At 72.4% G+C, this 17,548-nt stretch carries 16 protein-coding genes; 12 read left to right on the plus strand and 4 right to left on the minus strand.

Annotated features, from left to right (window positions below; all coding sequences use genetic code 11):
• The first annotated feature begins 48 nt into the window (after nucleotides 1-48).
• The 7 genes from ABGB14_RS03055 (at nucleotide 49) to ABGB14_RS03085 (ending at nucleotide 5,848) form a co-directional block, all read left to right on the plus strand.
• Nucleotides 49-213, plus strand: a complete 165-nt coding sequence (locus ABGB14_RS03055) for a hypothetical protein (protein ID WP_347641957.1) — start codon at nucleotides 49-51, stop codon at nucleotides 211-213.
• Entirely contained in the window at nucleotides 210-1,535 is a 1,326-nt protein-coding gene (locus tag ABGB14_RS03060) for an LLM class flavin-dependent oxidoreductase (RefSeq protein WP_347641958.1), read from the plus strand. The genes ABGB14_RS03055 and ABGB14_RS03060 overlap by 4 nt, the downstream gene beginning before the upstream one ends.
• Nucleotides 1,532-2,077, plus strand: a complete 546-nt coding sequence (locus ABGB14_RS03065; RefSeq protein WP_347641959.1) for an NAD(P)H-dependent oxidoreductase — start codon at nucleotides 1,532-1,534, stop codon at nucleotides 2,075-2,077. Before ABGB14_RS03060 ends, ABGB14_RS03065 begins: the two co-directional genes overlap by 4 nt.
• Nucleotides 2,078-2,488: 411 nt before the next feature.
• Complete coding sequence (locus ABGB14_RS03070; RefSeq protein ID WP_347641960.1) at nucleotides 2,489-2,935, plus strand: DUF6355 family natural product biosynthesis protein; 447 nt, start codon at nucleotides 2,489-2,491, stop codon at nucleotides 2,933-2,935.
• A gap of 530 nt (nucleotides 2,936-3,465) precedes the next feature.
• A complete protein-coding gene (locus ABGB14_RS03075; RefSeq protein ID WP_347641961.1) occupies nucleotides 3,466-3,798 on the plus strand; it encodes a YciI family protein in 333 nt (110 codons plus the stop codon).
• Entirely contained in the window at nucleotides 3,795-5,072 is a 1,278-nt protein-coding gene (locus ABGB14_RS03080; RefSeq protein WP_347641962.1) for a sigma-70 family RNA polymerase sigma factor, read from the plus strand. Before ABGB14_RS03075 ends, ABGB14_RS03080 begins: the two co-directional genes overlap by 4 nt.
• Nucleotides 5,073-5,077: 5 nt before the next feature.
• Nucleotides 5,078-5,848 (plus strand): alpha/beta hydrolase, encoded by a 771-nt coding sequence (locus ABGB14_RS03085; RefSeq protein WP_347641963.1) that lies wholly within the window; start codon nucleotides 5,078-5,080, stop codon nucleotides 5,846-5,848.
• 57 nt (nucleotides 5,849-5,905) lie between these two features.
• On the opposite strand, the gene ABGB14_RS03090 is transcribed toward ABGB14_RS03085, so the two are convergent.
• Nucleotides 5,906-6,343: a hypothetical protein gene (locus ABGB14_RS03090; protein WP_347641964.1), complete on the minus strand. Its 438-nt coding sequence runs from the start codon at nucleotides 6,341-6,343 to the stop codon at nucleotides 5,906-5,908.
• 158 nt (nucleotides 6,344-6,501) lie between these two features.
• Complete coding sequence (locus ABGB14_RS03095) at nucleotides 6,502-7,770, minus strand: serine hydrolase domain-containing protein (protein ID WP_347641965.1); 1,269 nt, start codon at nucleotides 7,768-7,770, stop codon at nucleotides 6,502-6,504.
• 135 nt (nucleotides 7,771-7,905) lie between these two features.
• On the opposite strand from ABGB14_RS03095, the gene ABGB14_RS03100 reads away from it, so the two are divergent.
• Complete coding sequence (locus ABGB14_RS03100; RefSeq protein ID WP_347641966.1) at nucleotides 7,906-8,505, plus strand: hypothetical protein; 600 nt, start codon at nucleotides 7,906-7,908, stop codon at nucleotides 8,503-8,505.
• Here ABGB14_RS03100 and ABGB14_RS03105 read toward each other — a convergent pair.
• Both ABGB14_RS03105 and ABGB14_RS03110 read right to left on the minus strand, forming a co-directional pair.
• Nucleotides 8,441-9,178 carry a hypothetical protein gene (locus tag ABGB14_RS03105; RefSeq protein WP_347641967.1) on the minus strand — a complete coding sequence of 246 codons (738 nt, stop codon included), beginning with the start codon at nucleotides 9,176-9,178 and terminating at the stop codon, nucleotides 8,441-8,443. The genes ABGB14_RS03100 and ABGB14_RS03105 overlap by 65 nt on opposite strands.
• Before the next feature lie 154 nt (nucleotides 9,179-9,332).
• Nucleotides 9,333-11,354, minus strand: a complete 2,022-nt coding sequence (locus ABGB14_RS03110) for a hypothetical protein (protein WP_347641968.1) — start codon at nucleotides 11,352-11,354, stop codon at nucleotides 9,333-9,335.
• A 187-nt stretch (nucleotides 11,355-11,541) separates the two neighbouring features.
• Between ABGB14_RS03110 and ABGB14_RS03115 the strand changes: the two genes are divergently transcribed.
• The 4 genes from ABGB14_RS03115 to ABGB14_RS03130 all read left to right on the plus strand — a co-directional run bounded on the left by ABGB14_RS03115 (nucleotide 11,542) and on the right by ABGB14_RS03130 (nucleotide 17,537).
• Nucleotides 11,542-11,943, plus strand: coding sequence for a YbaB/EbfC family nucleoid-associated protein (locus ABGB14_RS03115; protein ID WP_347641969.1), 402 nt, complete (start codon nucleotides 11,542-11,544; stop codon nucleotides 11,941-11,943).
• A 106-nt stretch (nucleotides 11,944-12,049) separates the two neighbouring features.
• On the plus strand, nucleotides 12,050-14,221 hold the full coding sequence (locus ABGB14_RS03120) for a hypothetical protein (RefSeq protein ID WP_347641970.1): 2,172 nt from the start codon (nucleotides 12,050-12,052) through the stop codon (nucleotides 14,219-14,221).
• Nucleotides 14,218-15,342: a DUF58 domain-containing protein gene (locus tag ABGB14_RS03125; protein WP_347641971.1), complete on the plus strand. Its 1,125-nt coding sequence runs from the start codon at nucleotides 14,218-14,220 to the stop codon at nucleotides 15,340-15,342. The genes ABGB14_RS03120 and ABGB14_RS03125 overlap by 4 nt, the downstream gene beginning before the upstream one ends.
• Entirely contained in the window at nucleotides 15,330-17,537 is a 2,208-nt protein-coding gene (locus ABGB14_RS03130; RefSeq protein WP_347641972.1) for a DUF3488 and transglutaminase-like domain-containing protein, read from the plus strand. Before ABGB14_RS03125 ends, ABGB14_RS03130 begins: the two co-directional genes overlap by 13 nt.
• Nucleotides 17,538-17,548 lie beyond the last annotated feature (11 nt).

Consider the following 17,548-nt stretch of genomic DNA (forward strand, 5'->3'; position numbering starts at 1 on the left):
GGCACCCGCCGCGCGACGCGGCCACAGCAACGAAAGGCGCGAGCACCCATGGCCCACCAGACCGAGGACACCCTCCGGCTTCCCGGCGACGTGCACTGGTACGACCTGCCCGACGACGAGGCCGAGCTCGCCGCCGTCGTGGACCTCGCCGAGCTCGCCGAGCTCGCGGAGCCCGCGGAGCCCGACGAGCAGGACGGGCGGAGGACCACGTGACCCGCAAGCTGCACCTCAACGCCTTCCTCATGGGCGTCGGCCACCACGAGGCCGCCTGGCGGCACCCGCGCACCGAGCCGGCCAGACTCACCGACGTCCGCCACTACCAGGAGCTCGCCACGATCGCCGAGCGCGGCACGCTCGACTCCCTCTTCCTCGCCGACGGCCTGGCCCTGGGCAACATCCGGCACAACGCGCTCGACCGGCTCGAACCTCTCACGCTGCTGTCGGCCCTGGCCTCCGTCACCTCCCACATCGGTCTCATCGCCACCGTGTCGACGACGTACAACGAGCCCTTCCACGTGGCCCGCAAGTTCGCCTCGCTCGACCACATCAGCGGCGGCCGGGCCGGCTGGAACATCGTCACCTCCGCCGGCGAGCCGGAGGCCCGCAACTTCGGTGTCGAGCGCCCCTCCCACGCCGACCGCTACGCCAGGGCCGACGAGTTCCTGCAGGTCGCCAGGAAGTTGTGGGACAGCTGGGAGGACGACGCCGTCCTGCGCGACCGCACGGGCGGCCACTACGCCGACACCCGCAAGATCCACCCGATCGAGCACGTGGGCGAGCACTTCGCGGTCAACGGCCCGCTCAACACCTCGCGCCCCCCGCAGGGCCATCCGCTCCTGGTCCAGGCCGGGTCGTCGGAGGACGGCACGGAGTTCGCCGCCCGCCACGCCGAGGCCGTCTTCACCGCGCAGCAGACGCTCAGGGAGGCCCAGGACTTCTACACCGGCCTCAAACGGCGCCTGGCCGCCCACGGCAGGCGGCACGAGGACCTGCTCGTCCTGCCCGGGATCTCGCCGATCATCGGCTCCACCGAGCGCGAGGCGCTGCGGCTGGAGAAGGAGCTGGAAGATCTGATCATCCCGGCGTACGGGCTGCGGCAGCTGTCCCGGATGACCGGGCTCGACCTCACCGAGGAGACGCTGGACGGGCCGCTGCCCGACGTGCCGGCGGAGAACGAGGGGGCGCAGAGCCGCCGCCGGCTCGTCGTCGACCTGGCCAGGCGCGACCGCCTCACGGTCAGGCAGCTGATCGGCCGCCTGGCCGGCGGGCGCGGCCACCGCGTCGTGGCGGGCACGCCGGAGCAGATCGCCGACGAGCTGCAGGAATGGTTCTTCGCCGGCGCGGCCGACGGGTTCAACATCATGCCGCCGATCCTGCCCGGCGGCCTGTCCGACTTCGTCGACCACGTCGTGCCGGAACTGCGGGTCAGGGGCCTGTTCCGGCACGAGTACGAAGGCCGCACGCTACGCGAGAACTACGGCCTGGCCAGACCCCCGTCCCCGCACGCGCGGCGCGCGGCGGCGGTGGCCCCATGAGCGTCGTCGCGCTGGTGGGCAACCCCCGGGCGGGTTCCAGGACCCTCGCCGTGGCCACCGAGGCCGCGGGGACGATCTCCCGCGGGCTCGGCGGCGAGGGGCGTCACGAGGTGGTCGACCTGTCCGCGCTCGGGCCCCACCTGCTCGCGCCCGGCTCGCACGCCGGGGTGGAGGTGGCGCGGGAGCTGGTGACCGAGGCGGAGGTGCTGGTGGTGGCCAGCCCCACCTACAAGGGCACGTACACCGGGCTGCTGAAGTCCTTCCTCGACCGCCTGCCGCCGGACGCGCTGGCGGGCACGGTGGCGCTGCCGCTGCTCGTCATGGGCGACCCCCGGCACGCGCTGGCGGTCGAGGTGCACCTGCGGCCGCTGCTCGTGGAGCTGGGCGCCGCCGTGCCCAGCCCGGGGCTGGCGGTGCTCGAATCGCAGATCCCGGCTCTGGGCGAGGTGCTGGCGCCCTGGGCGGACCGGGTCGCGCCCCAGGTCGCCGGGGCCCTCAAGTCCGTGCGCAAGGATGTCGGCCGCTTCGCCGCCCACCCCTGAGCGTCCGGCCGCCCCGTCTCCGACCGGGGCGGCCGGCGTGCGCCGGGGTCCGGTACCACGGCGTACGCCATACGCGGCCCCAGGGCCGGGTGGTATGTCTGGGAGCCCATGGGTCAAAGGACGTTCTATCCACCGGTGGAGCCCTACGAGACGGGGACGCTCGACGTAGCGCGTCCACTACCCCGATGTCTCTACCGTAGGGTTTAGTGATCAGCGCCTTTCGCCTCAAGAGGGACTGGGTTGTGAGGGGTTACACGCGGGTTCTGGCCACCGTGCCGGGCGTCGACGAGGGCGCTGCTCTGGCACGTAGATCACCTCCCAACGGCTGGCCGCGGGCGAAAGGTTCTGAACTCATATTCATCCCATCCCCTCTCGTCGTGTCACGGTTATGACGAACTTATGACAGTAATCGTGGATGATTACTCATGGCCAGCGAGGCGCGGCATCTATGCGCGAGCACAGAAGCCCGAGGCATCGATTGGGCTGACATCATCCGAGATTCATTCACAGGGTCAAGCCAAGAAAGGGGATGGAGAAGAAATGAAGGCGCGCTTAACAACGCTCATTCCAAAGGCTGTTATGCTTTCGGCGCTGGTGATCGGCGCTGGTGTAACCGCTACAGGTACCGCGAGTGCCGATACTCCGCCCAGCGGATGCGGATATTTCACCGAATACAGCCCGGGAGGGCCGTACGCCTATTGGCGGAACTGTACAATCTACAAGATAAAAATCAGCGTGGATGTTGTCTGGATGGACGACAGCACGAGGTGCACTCCGCCTAAGTCGGTAACCCTTCTGGGTCAAAGTGGGACAGGCATCGGCGACATACGCGGTGCGAAGGACATCGGCGGGTGTTGACAAAGCCTACCCACTCAGGCCCAGCTCGAAGTCTCGCTGCGCGTCCTTAGCCATTCATGCGAGTGAGCGATAATTGGCAAGGCGGCCCGCTCCATTGCTGGCCGCCTTGCCAATTATCTGAATCGCTTGGTGGTCCTTCCGATCCCTCTTTTTCTCGAAGATCCGTCTACAGCAGCCGGTGAGTTCGAGCCCATCTGGGTTAAGCTCCATGCCGTCTCACGTAACCGGGTACGTATAGCCGTCAGCTCGTCGATCTGGGTAGCGCCCGGTGCCGTGATCGTAGACTTCTCGCATGGCCTCTCCGCCGCGGTAGCGGCTTGGCGGTTCATGAAACCGGGGCCATGCTGCGCACACTATCGGGGGGCGGCGCGGCTGTTCCCCGAGGAATGGGCGGCCTTCCGCGACCACGTCCCGGCGGGTGAACGCGACGACATGGTGCACGCCCACCATCGCGGGGTGTTCGATCCGGCACATCCCATCCCGTGCATGATCGTCAACGGCCGCCGCGACCGGGGGCCTAGGCTCTGAGCATGAAGTTCCTGTTGCTCATCTGCGGAGATCAGCAGGCCCACGAGGCGATGCTGGCCGATCCCGGCTTCCTGCCCGACTGCAAGGCGTGGGCCGAGGCCCAGGGGGACCGGTTGGTGCAGACCGGCGGTCTGGAGGCGCCGGCCGGGGCCACCACGGTCCGGGCGCGTGACGGCGAGGTCCTGCTCACCGACGGCCCGTTCGTCGAGGCCAGGGAGGTCGTGGCCGGGTTCAGCCTGATCGAGTGCACCACCCGGGAGCAGGCGCTCGAAGCGGCCATGGCCCATCCCGTCGCGCGGCACGGCACGATTGAGGTGCGGGCGCTGCTGCCGTGAACGTCCGGGAGACGGCCGACGCGCTGTTCCGGGAGGAGTCGGGGCAGATCATCGCGACGCTCATCCGGATGACCGGCGACTGGGACCTGGCGGAAGAGTGCGCTCAGGACGCCTTCACCCAGGCGCTCCAGCGGTGGCCGGCCGACGGTGTGCCGGCCGCGCCCGGCGCCTGGCTCACCACCACCGCCCGCAACCGGGCGATCGACCGTCTCCGCAGGGCCGCCGTGGGCGCGGCCAAGCTGCGCGAGCTGGCCGTGACCGGGCCCGCGCGGCCGGGGGACGGCGAGGAGGCGTACGGCGACGACCGGCTGCGGCTCATGTTCACCAGCTGCCACCCCGCCCTGCCGTTCGAGTCGCGGGTGGCGCTGACGCTGCGCACCCTGGCCGGGCTGACCACGGCCGAGATCGCCCGCGCCTTCCTGGTCCCCGAGGCCACGATGTCCAAGCGGCTCACCCGGGCCAAGGCCAGGATCCGCGACTCGGGCATCCCCTTCCGGGTCCCGGACGCGGCGGAGCTGCCCGGCCGGCTCACCACGGTGCTGGGCGTGCTCTACCTGCTGTTCAACGAGGGGTACGCGGCCAGCGCCGGTGACGACCTGATCCGGCGGAGCCTGTCCGACGAGGCGATCAGGCTGGGGCGGATGCTCGTCTCGCTGCTGCCCGGCGAGCCGGAGGCGGCCGGCCTGCTGGCCCTGATGGAGCTGCACGACGCCCGGCGCCCGGCCCGGCTCGACGCGGGCGAACTGGTGCCGCTCGAAGAGCAGGACCGCTCCCTGTGGCAACACGAGCGCATCGGCGAGGCGGTCACCATGCTGGAGCGCGTGCTGCGCCAGGGCCGGGCGGGGCCGTACCAGATCCAGGCCGCGATCGCCGCCTGCCACGCGAGCGCCGACTCCTTCGAACGCACTCCGTGGGCCGAGATCGCGGCGCTCTACGAGCGGCTGGAGGCGCTCGTGCCGTCCCCTGCCGTCCGGCTGAACCGGGCGGTCGCCGTGGGGATGGCCGATCCGGCGCGCGGGCTGGCCCTCGTCGAGGCGCTCGCGCCCGAGCTGGGCGGCTACCACCTGCTGCCCGCCGCCCGCGCCGACCTCCTGCGCCGCCAGGGCCGCCGTGCCGAGGCGGCCGCCGCCTACCGCGAGGCCCTGCCGCTGGCCCCGACCGAGCCGGAACGCCGCTACCTCGCCCGGCGTCTCGCCGGGATTTCTTGCGGCGAGGTGTCCGCCGGGGCGCCCGCCGTTCGTGGGGAGGGCGAAACGGACCACCGGAAGGGGTAGTGACCATGACCTCCACACGTTCCGCCGACGGAACCGAGATCGTTTTCGACCTGCTGGGCTCGGGCAGCCCGGTCGTCCTGGTGAGCGGCGCCTCCTGCGCCAGGGGCGTCCACGCGCCGCTGGCCGAGCTGCTGGCGGACGGGCACACGGTGATCAGTTACGACCGGCGTGGGCGGGGCGACAGCGGCGACACCCCGCCGTACGACGTGCGGCGCGAGATCGAGGACCTCGCCGCGGTGATAGCCGCGACGGGCGGCTCCGCGGCCGTGTTCGGCAACTCCTCCGGCGCGGTGCTGGCGCTGCGCGCGGCGGCCGAGGGGGTGCCGATCACCCGGCTCGCGTTGTGGGAGCCGCCGTTCCAGCTCGACGCCGGTGCCCCCGAGCGGGCCCGCGCGTACGCCGCCGAGCTGGCCGCCTGCCTGGCCGACGGCCGTCGCGGGGACGCCATGGCGCTCTTCCTGAGCTCCGTGGGCATGCCGCCGGGCATGATCGGCCAGATGCGGCAGGCGCCCATGTGGGCGTCGATGGAGGCGATCGCCCCGACCCTCGCCTACGACGCCGCGATCATGGGTGACGGCCGCCCGCCGGCCGAGCTGGCCGATGTCAAGGCGCCTGCCCTGATCCTGACCGGTTCCGGGACCGGCGCGTGGAGCCTGGCCGCGGCCGAGGCGCTGGTGGACCTCCTGCCGTCCCCCCGGCACACGGTGCTGCAGGGTCAGGACCACAACGTCTCGTGGGAGGTGCTGGCCCCGCACCTCCGGTCCTTCCTCTCCTGACATGGTCGAGGCCCGGCGGGTGGCCGCCGGGCCTCGATGATCGCGCTGTGGCAGTGTCTAGTAGATGCGGTACTTGCGGCCGCAGTTGTCGAACTTGCCCGCCCAGCAGGTGAACGTGTAGGCCCTCGTGATGCCCCGCCCGCTCCAGCTGCCGGCGACCTTGCCGTCCCAGGCTCTGTTGAACTTCTTCCAGTGGCCGTTCTGGTAGACCTCGAACCAGACCCAGGCCTTCTTGCCGCCGCGCTTGTCGACGCCGTACCACTTCGTGTGGACCTTGCCGTGCCGCTTCCAGGTCTTCCCGAAGGTGTACGCCTTGTGGTCGCTGGAGAAGAATTTGCCCCAGCTGCCGCCGTAGGAGGCGCCAGTGGTCGGCACCGTGGTCGACACCGTGGTCGACGAGGTGGACTGCGTGGCCGCCTGGGCGGCGGGCGTGAGAGCGATGCCGGTGACGGCCATCGAGCCGGCCAGGGTCGCGATCGCAAGGGTCTTACGCATTGGGTTCCTCCCCGTGTCGTGTGCCGGTCGTTCCCGGCACCAGGGACATTACGGAGACTCGCCGCGATCATCTGTGGACAAATCCACACATGAAGCGTGTGTGGACAAATCCACAAATGAAGCACCTTGCGTGGGCCTGGCCGTGCCCAAGCGGGCGGTCAGCGCTTGACGGCCATCCGGCTCGTGGGAAGCGGCACGAACGGCTTCTTCTCCGACTTCGCGGTCGCGCCGCCCTTCCCGCACAGCGCGAAGAGCAGGTGGTTCGCCATCGCGGTGTCGATCTCACTGGGCTCCAGCTGGCCGTCATCGCCGATCTTCTGGTACTTCATGAGGTTCATGCCGAACGAGATCTGGCGGTTGCCGTCCGGGCTGGACAGCGACTGGGCGCCCATGCCGAAGACGGCTCCGTCGTGCCCCCAGAACCGGCCGCACGGCAGGTCGGCGGCGTAGAGGCCGAGGCCGTAGATCAGGTATCCGCCGCCCACGCTCACGGGCACCGTCTTCTGCATCTCGGCCAGTTGCTCCGCGCCGATCAGCCGCCCGCGCAGCAGCTCCCGGTAGAACCGGTTGAGGTCGTCCATCGTGGACACCACGTCACCGGCGGTGCGCACATAGGACATGTCGTAGACGCTGTAGTCGCGCGGCGGGTCGATCAGCCCGTACCACGACTCGTACGCCTTCGAGTGAGCCCCGGGGATGCGCGGCGTGCGCGGGTAGGACGTGTGCCGCAGGCCCGCCTTGCGGATCACGTTGCGCGTGATGTGGCGCTCGGCGCTCTCGCCGGTCACCTTCTCCAGCAGCAGCCCGATGAGCACGTAGTTGGTGTTGGAGTAGGAGCCCGGCGTCGCGCCGGGCTCACCCGTCGGTGTGCCCTCCAGGCCCATCCGCACCAGCTCCGCCGGCTTGATCGAGCGGAAACGGTGCTCGTCCAGGCTGTCGGTCCTGCCCTCCAGCAGCGACGGGAACGCCGGGGCGAAGTAGTCGGCGATGTGGCTGGTGTGGTTGAGCAACATCCGCACGGTGATCTGCTCGCCGCGCTCGCCGGGGACGAGGCCGGGCAGGTAGCGGCCGATGGCGGCGTCCAGCTCGATGGTGCCGCGCTCCACCTGCCGCAGCACGGCCACGGAGGCGAAGGTCTTGGAGATGCTGCCGACCCGGTGCGTCATCCTCGGGTTCATCGGCCGCTTGGTGGTCACGTCGGCGACGCCGGTGGCGCCCTGCCACGTACGGTTCCCGTCGCGGACCGTCGAGAGCATGCCGTACATCCCCGCCTTGTGTGCGGCGTCCAGCGACTGCTGCAGCGCCTGCCGGTCGAGCGCGGGATCCTGAGCGGCCGCGGCCGTGCCCGGGGCCATCAGGGTCGCCGTGGTGAGCAGCGCGGCTGCGGCGGCCAGCCGCCTGGTGTGTCGCATTCGAGGGGAGATCATGAGCAATATCTTGGTGGATCCGGGCAGGTGGCCGGCAGTCAGGGGAGTCACCGCCTCGATATGACACGCGTCATCCCGGCGTCATGACATCGGCCCTGACCCGGGGCGAGACGGAAGAGCGGGCATGATCGCGGCATGGGGTACGACGAGCTGATCCAGGATGCGCTGGCCACGCCGTTCGAGGGCTGGGACTTCGCCGTGTTCGACGGCCGCATGACGACGGCGGGCGACTCGCTGGCCCCGCTGTCGCCGCGCACGGTGGCCACCGAAGGGCACCCGCCGAACGTGCCGGTCGCCCGCCGCCGCCTCGAAGCGCTGGGCGTCGAGGTGGTGGCGGCCGGCGGGGAGGGGGCGCTGCCGCTGCCCACCGGGGCGTTCGACCTGATCGTCAACCGGCACGAGGCGTACGACCCGCACGAGGTCCGCCGCCTCCTGGCACCCGGAGGCACGTTCGTCACCCAGCAGGTTGAGGGCCGCGACCTGGAGGAGCTCAACGCGGCGCTGGGCGGGCCCCCGCACGAGGACGCGCACTGGAACCTGGACGCGGCGGCCGGCTGCGCGCCCTGCACGACGACATGGCGCGCGGCCGCCCGCTACGGGCGACCGCGCGCCGGTTCGCGCTGGTCGCCCGCCGCACGGGCTGAGCGCCGGATCGCGGGGGTCGGTGGGGTCAGTAGGTCCAGGCCTGGCGCAGCTCGGCCTGCCAGCCGTTGTTCGGGAAGTAGTTGTGGATGATGAACGCCGGCCCCATGCCCTTGGCGAAGATGTTGTCCCGCTGGTGGCGCAGTTCCAGGGGCCCGCCGACGTCGCCGTTGCCCCGGTTGTTGTCCTTCCAGATCTCGAACTGCTTGATGCAGGTCCGGCCCGCGAAGTACTTGTTGGCGCAGGTGGGGCCGGACGGCGGGAACCACACCTGCTTGTGGTAGAAGTCCACGTCGGTGCCGCCGGGGATGAGGATCTTCCCCCAGGCCTCGAGGCAGTACGCCTCCGGCTGGATGGTCCACTTCACATAGTGCTGCTTGCCGTCGAGCGACAGCAGCGGCTTCATGTTCTTGCAGTTGACGTCGCCGATCTGCTCCCTGGTGACGCGCTGCTTGAGCATGCCTTCGTTGTTGCCGTAGCCGTCGAGCTTCACCCAGTCGCCGACGCGCTCGAACTTCTCGTAGTTGGCCGGCGGCCACTTGGCCGGGTCGCCCCACCTGATGTGCGAGACGTTGCCGCCCTTCGGCTCCCATGCCCACTGGTTGCGCCACGAGCCCGACCAGAACTGGCCGGCGCTCTTGTCGAACATGCGGGAGAAATCGCCGTACGTGCCCAGACCGGCGGCGTTCGCGGGTGCGGCGCCGGCGACGAACACCATGGCCAGCGCCACCACGGCCATCGCGGACTTCCTGATAGCGGAGAACATTCGGCCGAGGCTAGCGGCCATCCCTGACGGGAGGTATCACTTCAAGAAACGGCTAATTGTCAAAGCGGGGTGGTGGCGCCTACGGGGCACGGCCTCGTGGCAGAGCGCGCCGGCGGTCAGCAGCGTTTGCGGCTCGATCCGGATCAGCGTGCTCCTACGGTCCGGAAGGCCTCTCGCCGGTGGGGATCTCGGGGATGTCCAGCCGCCATCCGGGTTCGATGTGATCAGGGGTGATGCCGTCGATGTCGTCGTTGGCCTCGTAGACGGTCCGCGCGTGCCGGGGGTCGCCGTACTCGTCCACGGCGATGTGTCCCAGCGTGTCGCCGGGCGCCACGACGCGCTCCCCGCCGCCCAGCGTGGGCGGCGTCTCGGGGACGGCCTGCTCCGGCTGCGGGGCGGGAGCACCGGACGTCCAGTCGTCGTGCTCGGGGACGGACAGTGCCGGCGTGTCGACCTGGCCGCGCGGCACCAGGCTGTAGGAGATCGTTCCGGGCAGGAGGCCCAGCAGGCGGCCCTTCACGAACGGCGAGCCGTCGAGGAAGGCGCTGACCGGCTTGGAGCTGAAGTTCAGCAGCCCCTGCGCGGGCGCCTGCACGGCCCTGGGCCAGGTGCTGATCTTGTTCAGCGCCGGCTGGGGATTCCACAGCTGGAACTCCCGCGCCCTGGCCGACACGCTGTTCTTCGGCGCCCAGACGGTCGCGGGGTCGCCCGCGCCTCTCCCCACGACCGGCACGTACCCGTGCTTGGCGGGGTCCATCCAGGAGAAGAGGTGGCGCGGGGTGAAGCGCGCGTTCATCGGCGTCAGCGGCTTCGACGGGTCCGCCGCCGACAGCTTGAGATCCCACTTGTCCGCCTTGTGGAAGGCGTGGTGCCGCAGGCCGGTCCTGTCGCGCAGCAGACGCGCGTAGCCGCCGCCGAAGATCGCACTCACGGCGCCGACGGTCAGGCCGTCCTTCAGCGCCGCCCCCAGCGGCTTGCCGTCGTACAGCAGGCTGAGGCCGGTGCTGGCGCCCGCGTTGAGCGCCCCTTCGAGCCCGACGGCGAACGCCATCGGGTGGTTCTGCGCCAGCCGCGCCACGGGGGCCAGGCCCTTCACGAAGCCGACCCCTCCGCCGAGGACCGACAGGCCCGCCAGGGTGCCGGCCATCTTGACGTTCACCCCCCACGGGTCCTCTTTCCCTCTGAGGGTGTTCGCCAGGCTGGAGTTGACGTAGTTGGTGCCCGCCACGAGCGCCGAGTTCTTCGCGTACGCCGACAGCGCCGCGCGCCCCGCCTCCTTGGCGCCCAGGAGCCTCGTGCCCGAGCGGAAGGCCAGTTTCTCGGCGACGCGGACGAGCATGGCGCCGAGCTTGGCGTGGCGGCCGGACAGCAGGAGCGCCACCCTGCCGAGGGCCTGCCGCGCCGCCAGCCTGTTGATGGCCCTCGCGCCCAGGCTCAGCGCCGCGCCGGCCCCGACGGCCACGCCGAGACTGGCCATGAGCAGGGTGACGTACTTCTTGGTCTCCTGGGTGGCCTTGATCGCGTTGTCGACGATCGCGGCCGCCTCGTCGCCGCGCGCGGCCAGGGCCGCGAGGCTAGGCGTCTCCGCGTTCCCCTCGGGCGGGTTCACGCGGGTGCGCCAGGTCTCGCGGAAGGCGTCGGCGGCGTCGCCGCGCCAGTCCGCCCGTTGCACGTGCGCCTCGATCGCGGAGACGTGCGTGTCGTGGATGCTCCTGAGGCTTTCTGCGGTGGCCAGGCAGCTCTCGCGCATCTGGGCGAGCCGCTCCTCGTACGCGCCGCCCATCCCGAGCATGTCCAGGGTGGCGTTCCAGATGATCGACACCGTGCCGGGCGACGGCGGCTCGACGGCCTGGACCACCGGCGGCGCCCCAGCCTGGCCGCTGTCGGCCGCGTCGTAGGAGACGGCGCCCGCCCGCAGCCCCTCCCCGAGCTGCCGCATGATCGTCTCGCGCTGCCACAGGGCTGACGACAGGCCGTTGAGGAACGCCTCGTAGCCCTTCGCGAACTCGGCGGCGCCTTCCTCGATGAGGTCGTACGTGTCCACGTCAGGGGCGGCGCCGGCCTGGAAGCCGCGGAGAATCCCGGACAGCGCGGCGGCCGTGTCGGCGCACGCCTTTCCCGCCTTGCCGAGCTCGTCGAGACCGCCGGGGCCGACGGACACGAACCCTTGACTCACACGAACACCTCTCCGACGCCTGGAGCAGGTGCGCGCACGCCGCTCGGTGAGGCGTTTTCCCTGCCGGCCACTCCGGGGAAATGTTCCATTGATGTGGATATAAATGCAACGACTTCTTGCACTCTTCAACTTTTTCCGAAGTGGAGTCCGCCCGCCGTACTCTCCCCGCAGAGAGCCGGGAGGTACGGTGAACGACTTCGACCCCGAGGACCTGGAACGCATCACCGCGCGGGCGGAGGAGATGCTGGCCCGCGTCGAGGAGCTGAGGAGCGAGATCGACGTGGCGGTCGGCCACGGCGCGGCGGCGGACGGCCAGGTGCGCGTGACGGTCGGCGCCTCGGGCCGCCTGACGGAGGTCGAGCTGGCGCCGCGCGCCATGCGCATGGACAGCCGGCGGCTGGCCGAGGCGATGTTGCGGGCCGCGCAGGAGGCCCAGGACGACGTGGCGCGGAAGGTGGAGGCGGTCATGGCGGGCACGCTCGGCTCCGACCTCCCCGACGAGCATTTCAACGATCTGCTGGAGTCGTACGAGGCGTCGATGGAGGAGCAGCTCCGCGCGCTGGAGGACCGGCAGCGCGACGCGCGCTGAGCGACATTTCCAGGTTGTTTGAAGGGACGGAACACGGTACGAGCCCGCCCCTAGTGTGTCCGCGGACACGTATGTGCGGAATCTCGCGGGATGTGAACAAGTGGCCATGAGGTGGCGTAGCGCGGCAGGGCGGCGCGCGGCGGGAGTCGTCGCGTCGGCGCTCGTCGCCGTGCTGGTGGGTGCCGGCCTGTTCCTGGGCACGGGCGTGTCGAGCGCCCGGCCGGAGCTCTCCGACGTGGGGGCCTGGCTGGCCAGCGCGCTCAACGGCGAGGTCGTGCACGCCAACGGCCTGTCCGGGCAGGTGGACGGCCGGGTCGACCTCGCCTCCGCCGAGGGCGACGCGCTCAAGGTGGTGCAGGACGGCGACAACGTGCTCGTCGTCGACGAGACCACGGGCAAGGTCAGCCGCGTCGACTCCACCCAGCTGGAGGTCGCCCAGACCGGCAAGCTGAGCGCCGCCGGGACGGAGGTCGTGATGGCGGCCGGCAAGGCGTACGCCGTCGACCCGCGCGGCGGCACCGTCCAGCAGCTCGACCCGCTCACCGTGGCCACGATCGGCACGCCGATCAGCCTCGAGCCGCCGCTCGGGCAGGCGGGCATCGACAGGAACGGCACACTCTGGGTGCCCGTCCCCGAGGAGGGCACGCTCGTCCAGGTCAACGGCGCCCAGAAGGGCAAGGCCGTGAAGGTCGGCGAGCCCGGCGACCCGCTCACGCTGACGATCGCGAACGGCGTGCCGCTGGTCACCAACTCCGCCGCCGCCTCCGCCATGGTGATCGGCTCCACCGGCACCCGGCTCCAGGTCAGCCTGCCCAGCACCGTCGCCGACGCGGGCACCGCCGGCCTGCTGGTGCCCGCCGTCGCCGAGAGCGACATCGTGCCCGTCCTCGCGCCCGCGCAGGGCGCGCTCGTCCTGGTGAACACCTCCAGCGGCGCCCTCACGACCGTCGCGGTGAAGGGCGGCAAGCTCGGCCCGCCGCAGGCGCTCGGCCGGCGGATCTACATCCCGAACGAGAGCACGGGCCGGCTCATCGTGTACGACACCGTGGCCAAGAAGTTCGAGCCGGAGAAGGTCGTCACGGGCAAGGCGGGGCCGCTGGAGGTGTTCGTCAAGGACGGGCTGCTCTGGGTGAACGACCAGTTCAGCGAGACCGCCCTGGTCATCGAGAAGGACGGCAGCGGCCGCCGGGTCGGCAAGTACGACGAGGCGCTCGGTCAGAAGGACACGCCCACGCCCCTGCCGATCCCCACCTACACGCCCACGGCGGCGCAGCCGACCCGGTCGGCCGAGCAGCCCACGGGCACGCCGACGTCGGTTCCGACCAGGTCGGGGACGGCGCAGGCGACCGTGACCGTCACCGCCACCCCGACGTCGACCCCGACCTCCAGGCCGACCCCCACCGAGACCACCGCGACGCCGACCCCGACCCCGACGCCCACGCCGACCCCGACGCGCACCCCCGACCCTCCGAGGTCGGTCACGGCCGACTCGGGGCCCGGCTGGATGGAGGTCGTCTTCACGCCCCCCGGCCAGGGCGAGGTCACCGGCTACTCGCTGAAGGGGGCGCCTCCCGGGGCGGACGTCACCCCGGCCGAGGCCGGGCCGGACGGTCCCTTCCAGTTCCGCATCACCGGCGGCCGGTGCGACCAGGAGTACACGTTCAGGGTCGCCGCCGAGTACGACGGCGGCGAGGCGGTGTCCGAGCCGTCGATCCCCGTACGTCCCTGCGTCGCGCCCGGCAGGCCGGCCGGCTTCACCGCCAAGGGCAAGAACCACGGCGCCGACCTGACCTGGTCGGCTCCGGAGAACGCCAGGGACGGCGGCGTCACGTACACGCTGGAAGGCCCCGGCGACCATCCGGCCGAGCCCGGCGGCACCGGCGCCGAGGTCACCGGGCTCAAGAACGGCCAGTCCTACACGTGGACGCTGCGGGCGAGGAACGAAGCGGGCGAGAGCCAGGAACGCGCGGAGGCGACCGCCGACCTGCGGCCGCCGCCCGCCCAGTTCCGCAACGCCAACAACGACCACAGGAACACGCTCATCCGGCCGGGACCGGGCCCGGGCGGCGAGGCGGGGCGCATCCCCAAGGGCGAGTACATCACCATGACCGTCGTCTGCCAGCAGAGAGGCGCCTCCTACACCGACACCGACACCGGCATGAGCAGCAACGTCTGGAACAAGGTCGAGTCCAGCAGGGGCAGCGGCTGGCTGAACGACGTGCTGATGGACACGCCGAAGGGGGGCTTCCCCGCCGCCCCGCTCTGGGAGTGCGAGTGATCACGAGGGCGGGCTGGGGCCTGGCCGCCGCCTCGGCGCTGGTCTACGCCGTGGGGGCGCCGTTCGGGTACGCCCAGGCGGCGGTCCTGGCGGTGGCCGGGATCGCCGCCGTGGGCGCGGGCGCGCTGTGGACGCTCAGGGGCGCCGGCCTCGACGTGCGGCGGGAGGTGACCCCGGCGAAGGTGGCGCGCGGCGAACCGGCCGTGGCGATCCTGCACGTACGCAACACCGGCCGGTGGCGGCACGCGGGGCTGGTGGCCCGCGACACCTGCCGGGGCACGGCGGTGGCCGTGGAGGTGCCCGCGCTGGCCCGCGACACGGCGCGGACGGTGTCGTACCGGCTGCCCACCCGGCGGCGCGGCGAGACCCCCGTCGGGCCCCTGCGCCTGGACCGCACCGACCCGTTCGGCCTGGCCCGCCGCTCCGTCGCGTACGGGCGCCCCGACCTGCTGCTCGTCCGGCCGCGTACGGTGCCGCTCCGGCCGCCGGCCTCGGGGCGGCGGCGCCACCTGGACGGCCTGGCCTCCCGGTCGGCGCCGAACGGCGCGGCCGGCTTCAACGGGCTGCGCGACTACGTGGTCGGCGACGACCTGCGCCACGTGCACTGGCGCTCCACGGCCCGCACCGGCGTGCTCATGGTCAAGGAACTGACCGACGTCAACCTGCCCAGCACCGTGACCGTCCTCGACACCCGGCACTCCGCGTACGAGGGGGACGACGAGTTCGAGCTGGCCGTCGACATCGCGGCGTCGGTGGCGTGCGCGGTGACCCGCGACCGTTTCCCCGTGCGCCTGCTCACGGGGGCGGGCGAGCTGCTGCACGCCAAGGGCTCCCCCGGAGAGGCGGAGGAGGTGCTCGACCGGCTCGCGCTGGTGGAGCGCGAGCCGCGGGCCGAGCCGCCCGTGCAGGCCCTGCGCCGCGCCGGCTCCGGCGGGGCGCTGGTGCTGGTCAGCGGCACGTACGCGGCGCTGGCCGACGCGGCGGCGGTGCGGCGGCGCTTCGACCGGGTGGTGTTCGTCCGCGTCGGGGATCCGCGCGACGGCGGGCCGCCGGCCGCGGCGGGGGTGACCGTCCTCGAAGCCGGCGACCTCGACGAGCTGGCGGCCGCATGGCCACGCTGACCACCCCGCCACGGACGTCCTCCGCCCCCGACGCGGCACCGGCCCCGGCGGCCGCCGGATCGCCCGCGCGCAGGGCGGGGTCGGCGGTCGTCGTGGCGCTGCTCGTGGCGACGGCCGGGCTGGCGTTCGACGGGGTGTTCCCGCCGGCCGCGCTGCTCCCCGTCGTCGCCCTGGCCGCCGTGGCGCCGTGCATGCTGTCGCTGCTGCTGTCCGGGCGGTTGCCGCTGTGGGGCACGATCCCGGTGAACGTGCTGGCCTGGCTGGTGGCCGTGTCGGCGACGCTCTACCGGGCGGAGGCGTGGCTCGGGGTCGTGCCCAGCCCGGCCGGTGCGCGGGCCGCGCTGCTCGGCGTGCGCGACGCGACCGGCTGGCTGCTGACCACCATCCTTCCCGCCGCCCCGGACAGCCCGGCGATCGTGCTGGTCAGCTTCCTGGTGTGGGCGGGCACGACGGCCGGGTGCGAGCTCGCGCTGCGGTCCGGGGCCGTCCTGCTGCCCGCCGTGGCCGGGCTGCCCGTGCTCGCCGCCGCCGTCGTGCTCGGCGTCGCGGGGACCGGCTCCGTGGTGCCGTACGCGGCCGTGTTCGCCGGGGTCGCGCTGCTGCTCGCGCTGGTCAGGGCGGGCCGGCCGGCGTGGACCTGCGCGGTGGGCGTGCTGCTGGTGGCCTGCCTGGTGCCGGCCGCCGTCGTGACGGCGCCCGTCCTGCCCATGGCGGATCGCCCGTTCGACGTGCGCCGGCTCGTCGAACAGCCCCCGCCGCGCCCGATCTCCGGCGTGAGCGCCCTCGACCAGGTGTCGGCGTGGCTGCAGCACCCCCAGCGCGAGCTGTTCACCGTCAGCACCGACTCCGACGCCAACCTGCGGCTGGCCGTCCTCGACACGTTCGACGGCGTCACCTGGGCGTCGAACGCCGGGTTCGTCCCCACGGGCGGGCGCGTGCCCGGCCAGGACGGCGCCCGCGACACCGTACGCCAGCGGCTCACCCTGCAGCGGCTCCCCGGCCCGTGGTTGCCCGCGGCCGACCGTCCCCTGCTGGCCAAGGGGGCCGGCATCGTGGTCGACCCGGCCACCGGCATGCTGGCCAGCGCGCAGGCGGGGGAGGGCATGACGTACGAGGTGACGTCGGGGGTCCGCCGCTACGTCTCCGGCGAGCTGCGGAACGTGACCCCGCTCGCTGACCCCGCCCTGGTCAGCCTGCCGGACGGCCCCGGCGGAAGCACGCCGCCGCAGCGCGCACGGTTCGCCGAGATCGCCCGCCGCGCCACGGCCGGGGCGCGCGGCCCGGCCCAGCAGGCCGCGCGGCTGGCGACCTACCTGCGCGAGCACGCCGAGAACGACGTCACCGCGCCGCCCGGGCACGGTTACCGGGCCATCGAGTTCTTCCTGACCGAGTCGCGCAGGGGGACGACCGAGCAGTTCGCCGCGTCGTTCGCGCTGCTGGCCCGCTCGATCGGCCTGCCCAGCAGGATCGTCGTCGGCTTCCGCCCCGGCAGGGCCGCCGGGGGCGGCGTGCGGCAGGTGCGCGGCGGGGACGTGCTCGCCTGGGCCGAGGTCGGGTTCGAGGGGATCGGATGGGTGCCGTTCTACCCGACGCCCTCGCGTACGCGCTCGGGCGGGGGCGGCGACGTGGCGGAGGGCACGCCGAAGCAGGCCAAGGAGATCGAGCAGGCGATCAACAGCGACGCCTCGGAACCCGAGCCGACCCCGACGGCGGCCGGACGGCCCACCCCGGCGCCGACCCCGGAGCCCGCGGAACGGGACTCCCCGGCCGGGCCGCTCGTCTGGGTGGCGGTGGCGGCAGGCGTGGCACTGGCGTACCTGCTGGCCGTCGCCGTCGTGCCGCCCGTGCGGCGAATGCGCCGCCGCCGCGGCTCCTCACCCGCGGCCCGGGTGACGGGCGCGTGGCGGGAAACCGTGTTCCGGCTGCGCGGAGCCGGGATCCCGCGCTCCGGCGCGTTGACGGCGCGCGAGGTGGCCGTACGGGCCGAGTCCGTGCTGGGGGAGCCGGCGCGGGAGCCGCTGACGGCGCTCGCCGACCTGGCGAACCTCGCGACGTTCGGTGACGCGCCCGTGGACGAAGCCGACGCCGACCTGGCCTGGCGGCACTGCGCGGAGGTCGACCGGCTGGTCAGGAAGCGGCCCTGGCTGCCGGGCCGGCTCGCCCGCCGCCTGTCTCCCCGATCCCTGCTCGGCTGAGGCTGCCGGCG

Origin of the sequence: Nonomuraea sp. B10E15 (genome assembly GCF_039871615.1) — a bacterium.
In the GTDB taxonomy this organism is placed as follows: domain Bacteria; phylum Actinomycetota; class Actinomycetes; order Streptosporangiales; family Streptosporangiaceae; genus Nonomuraea.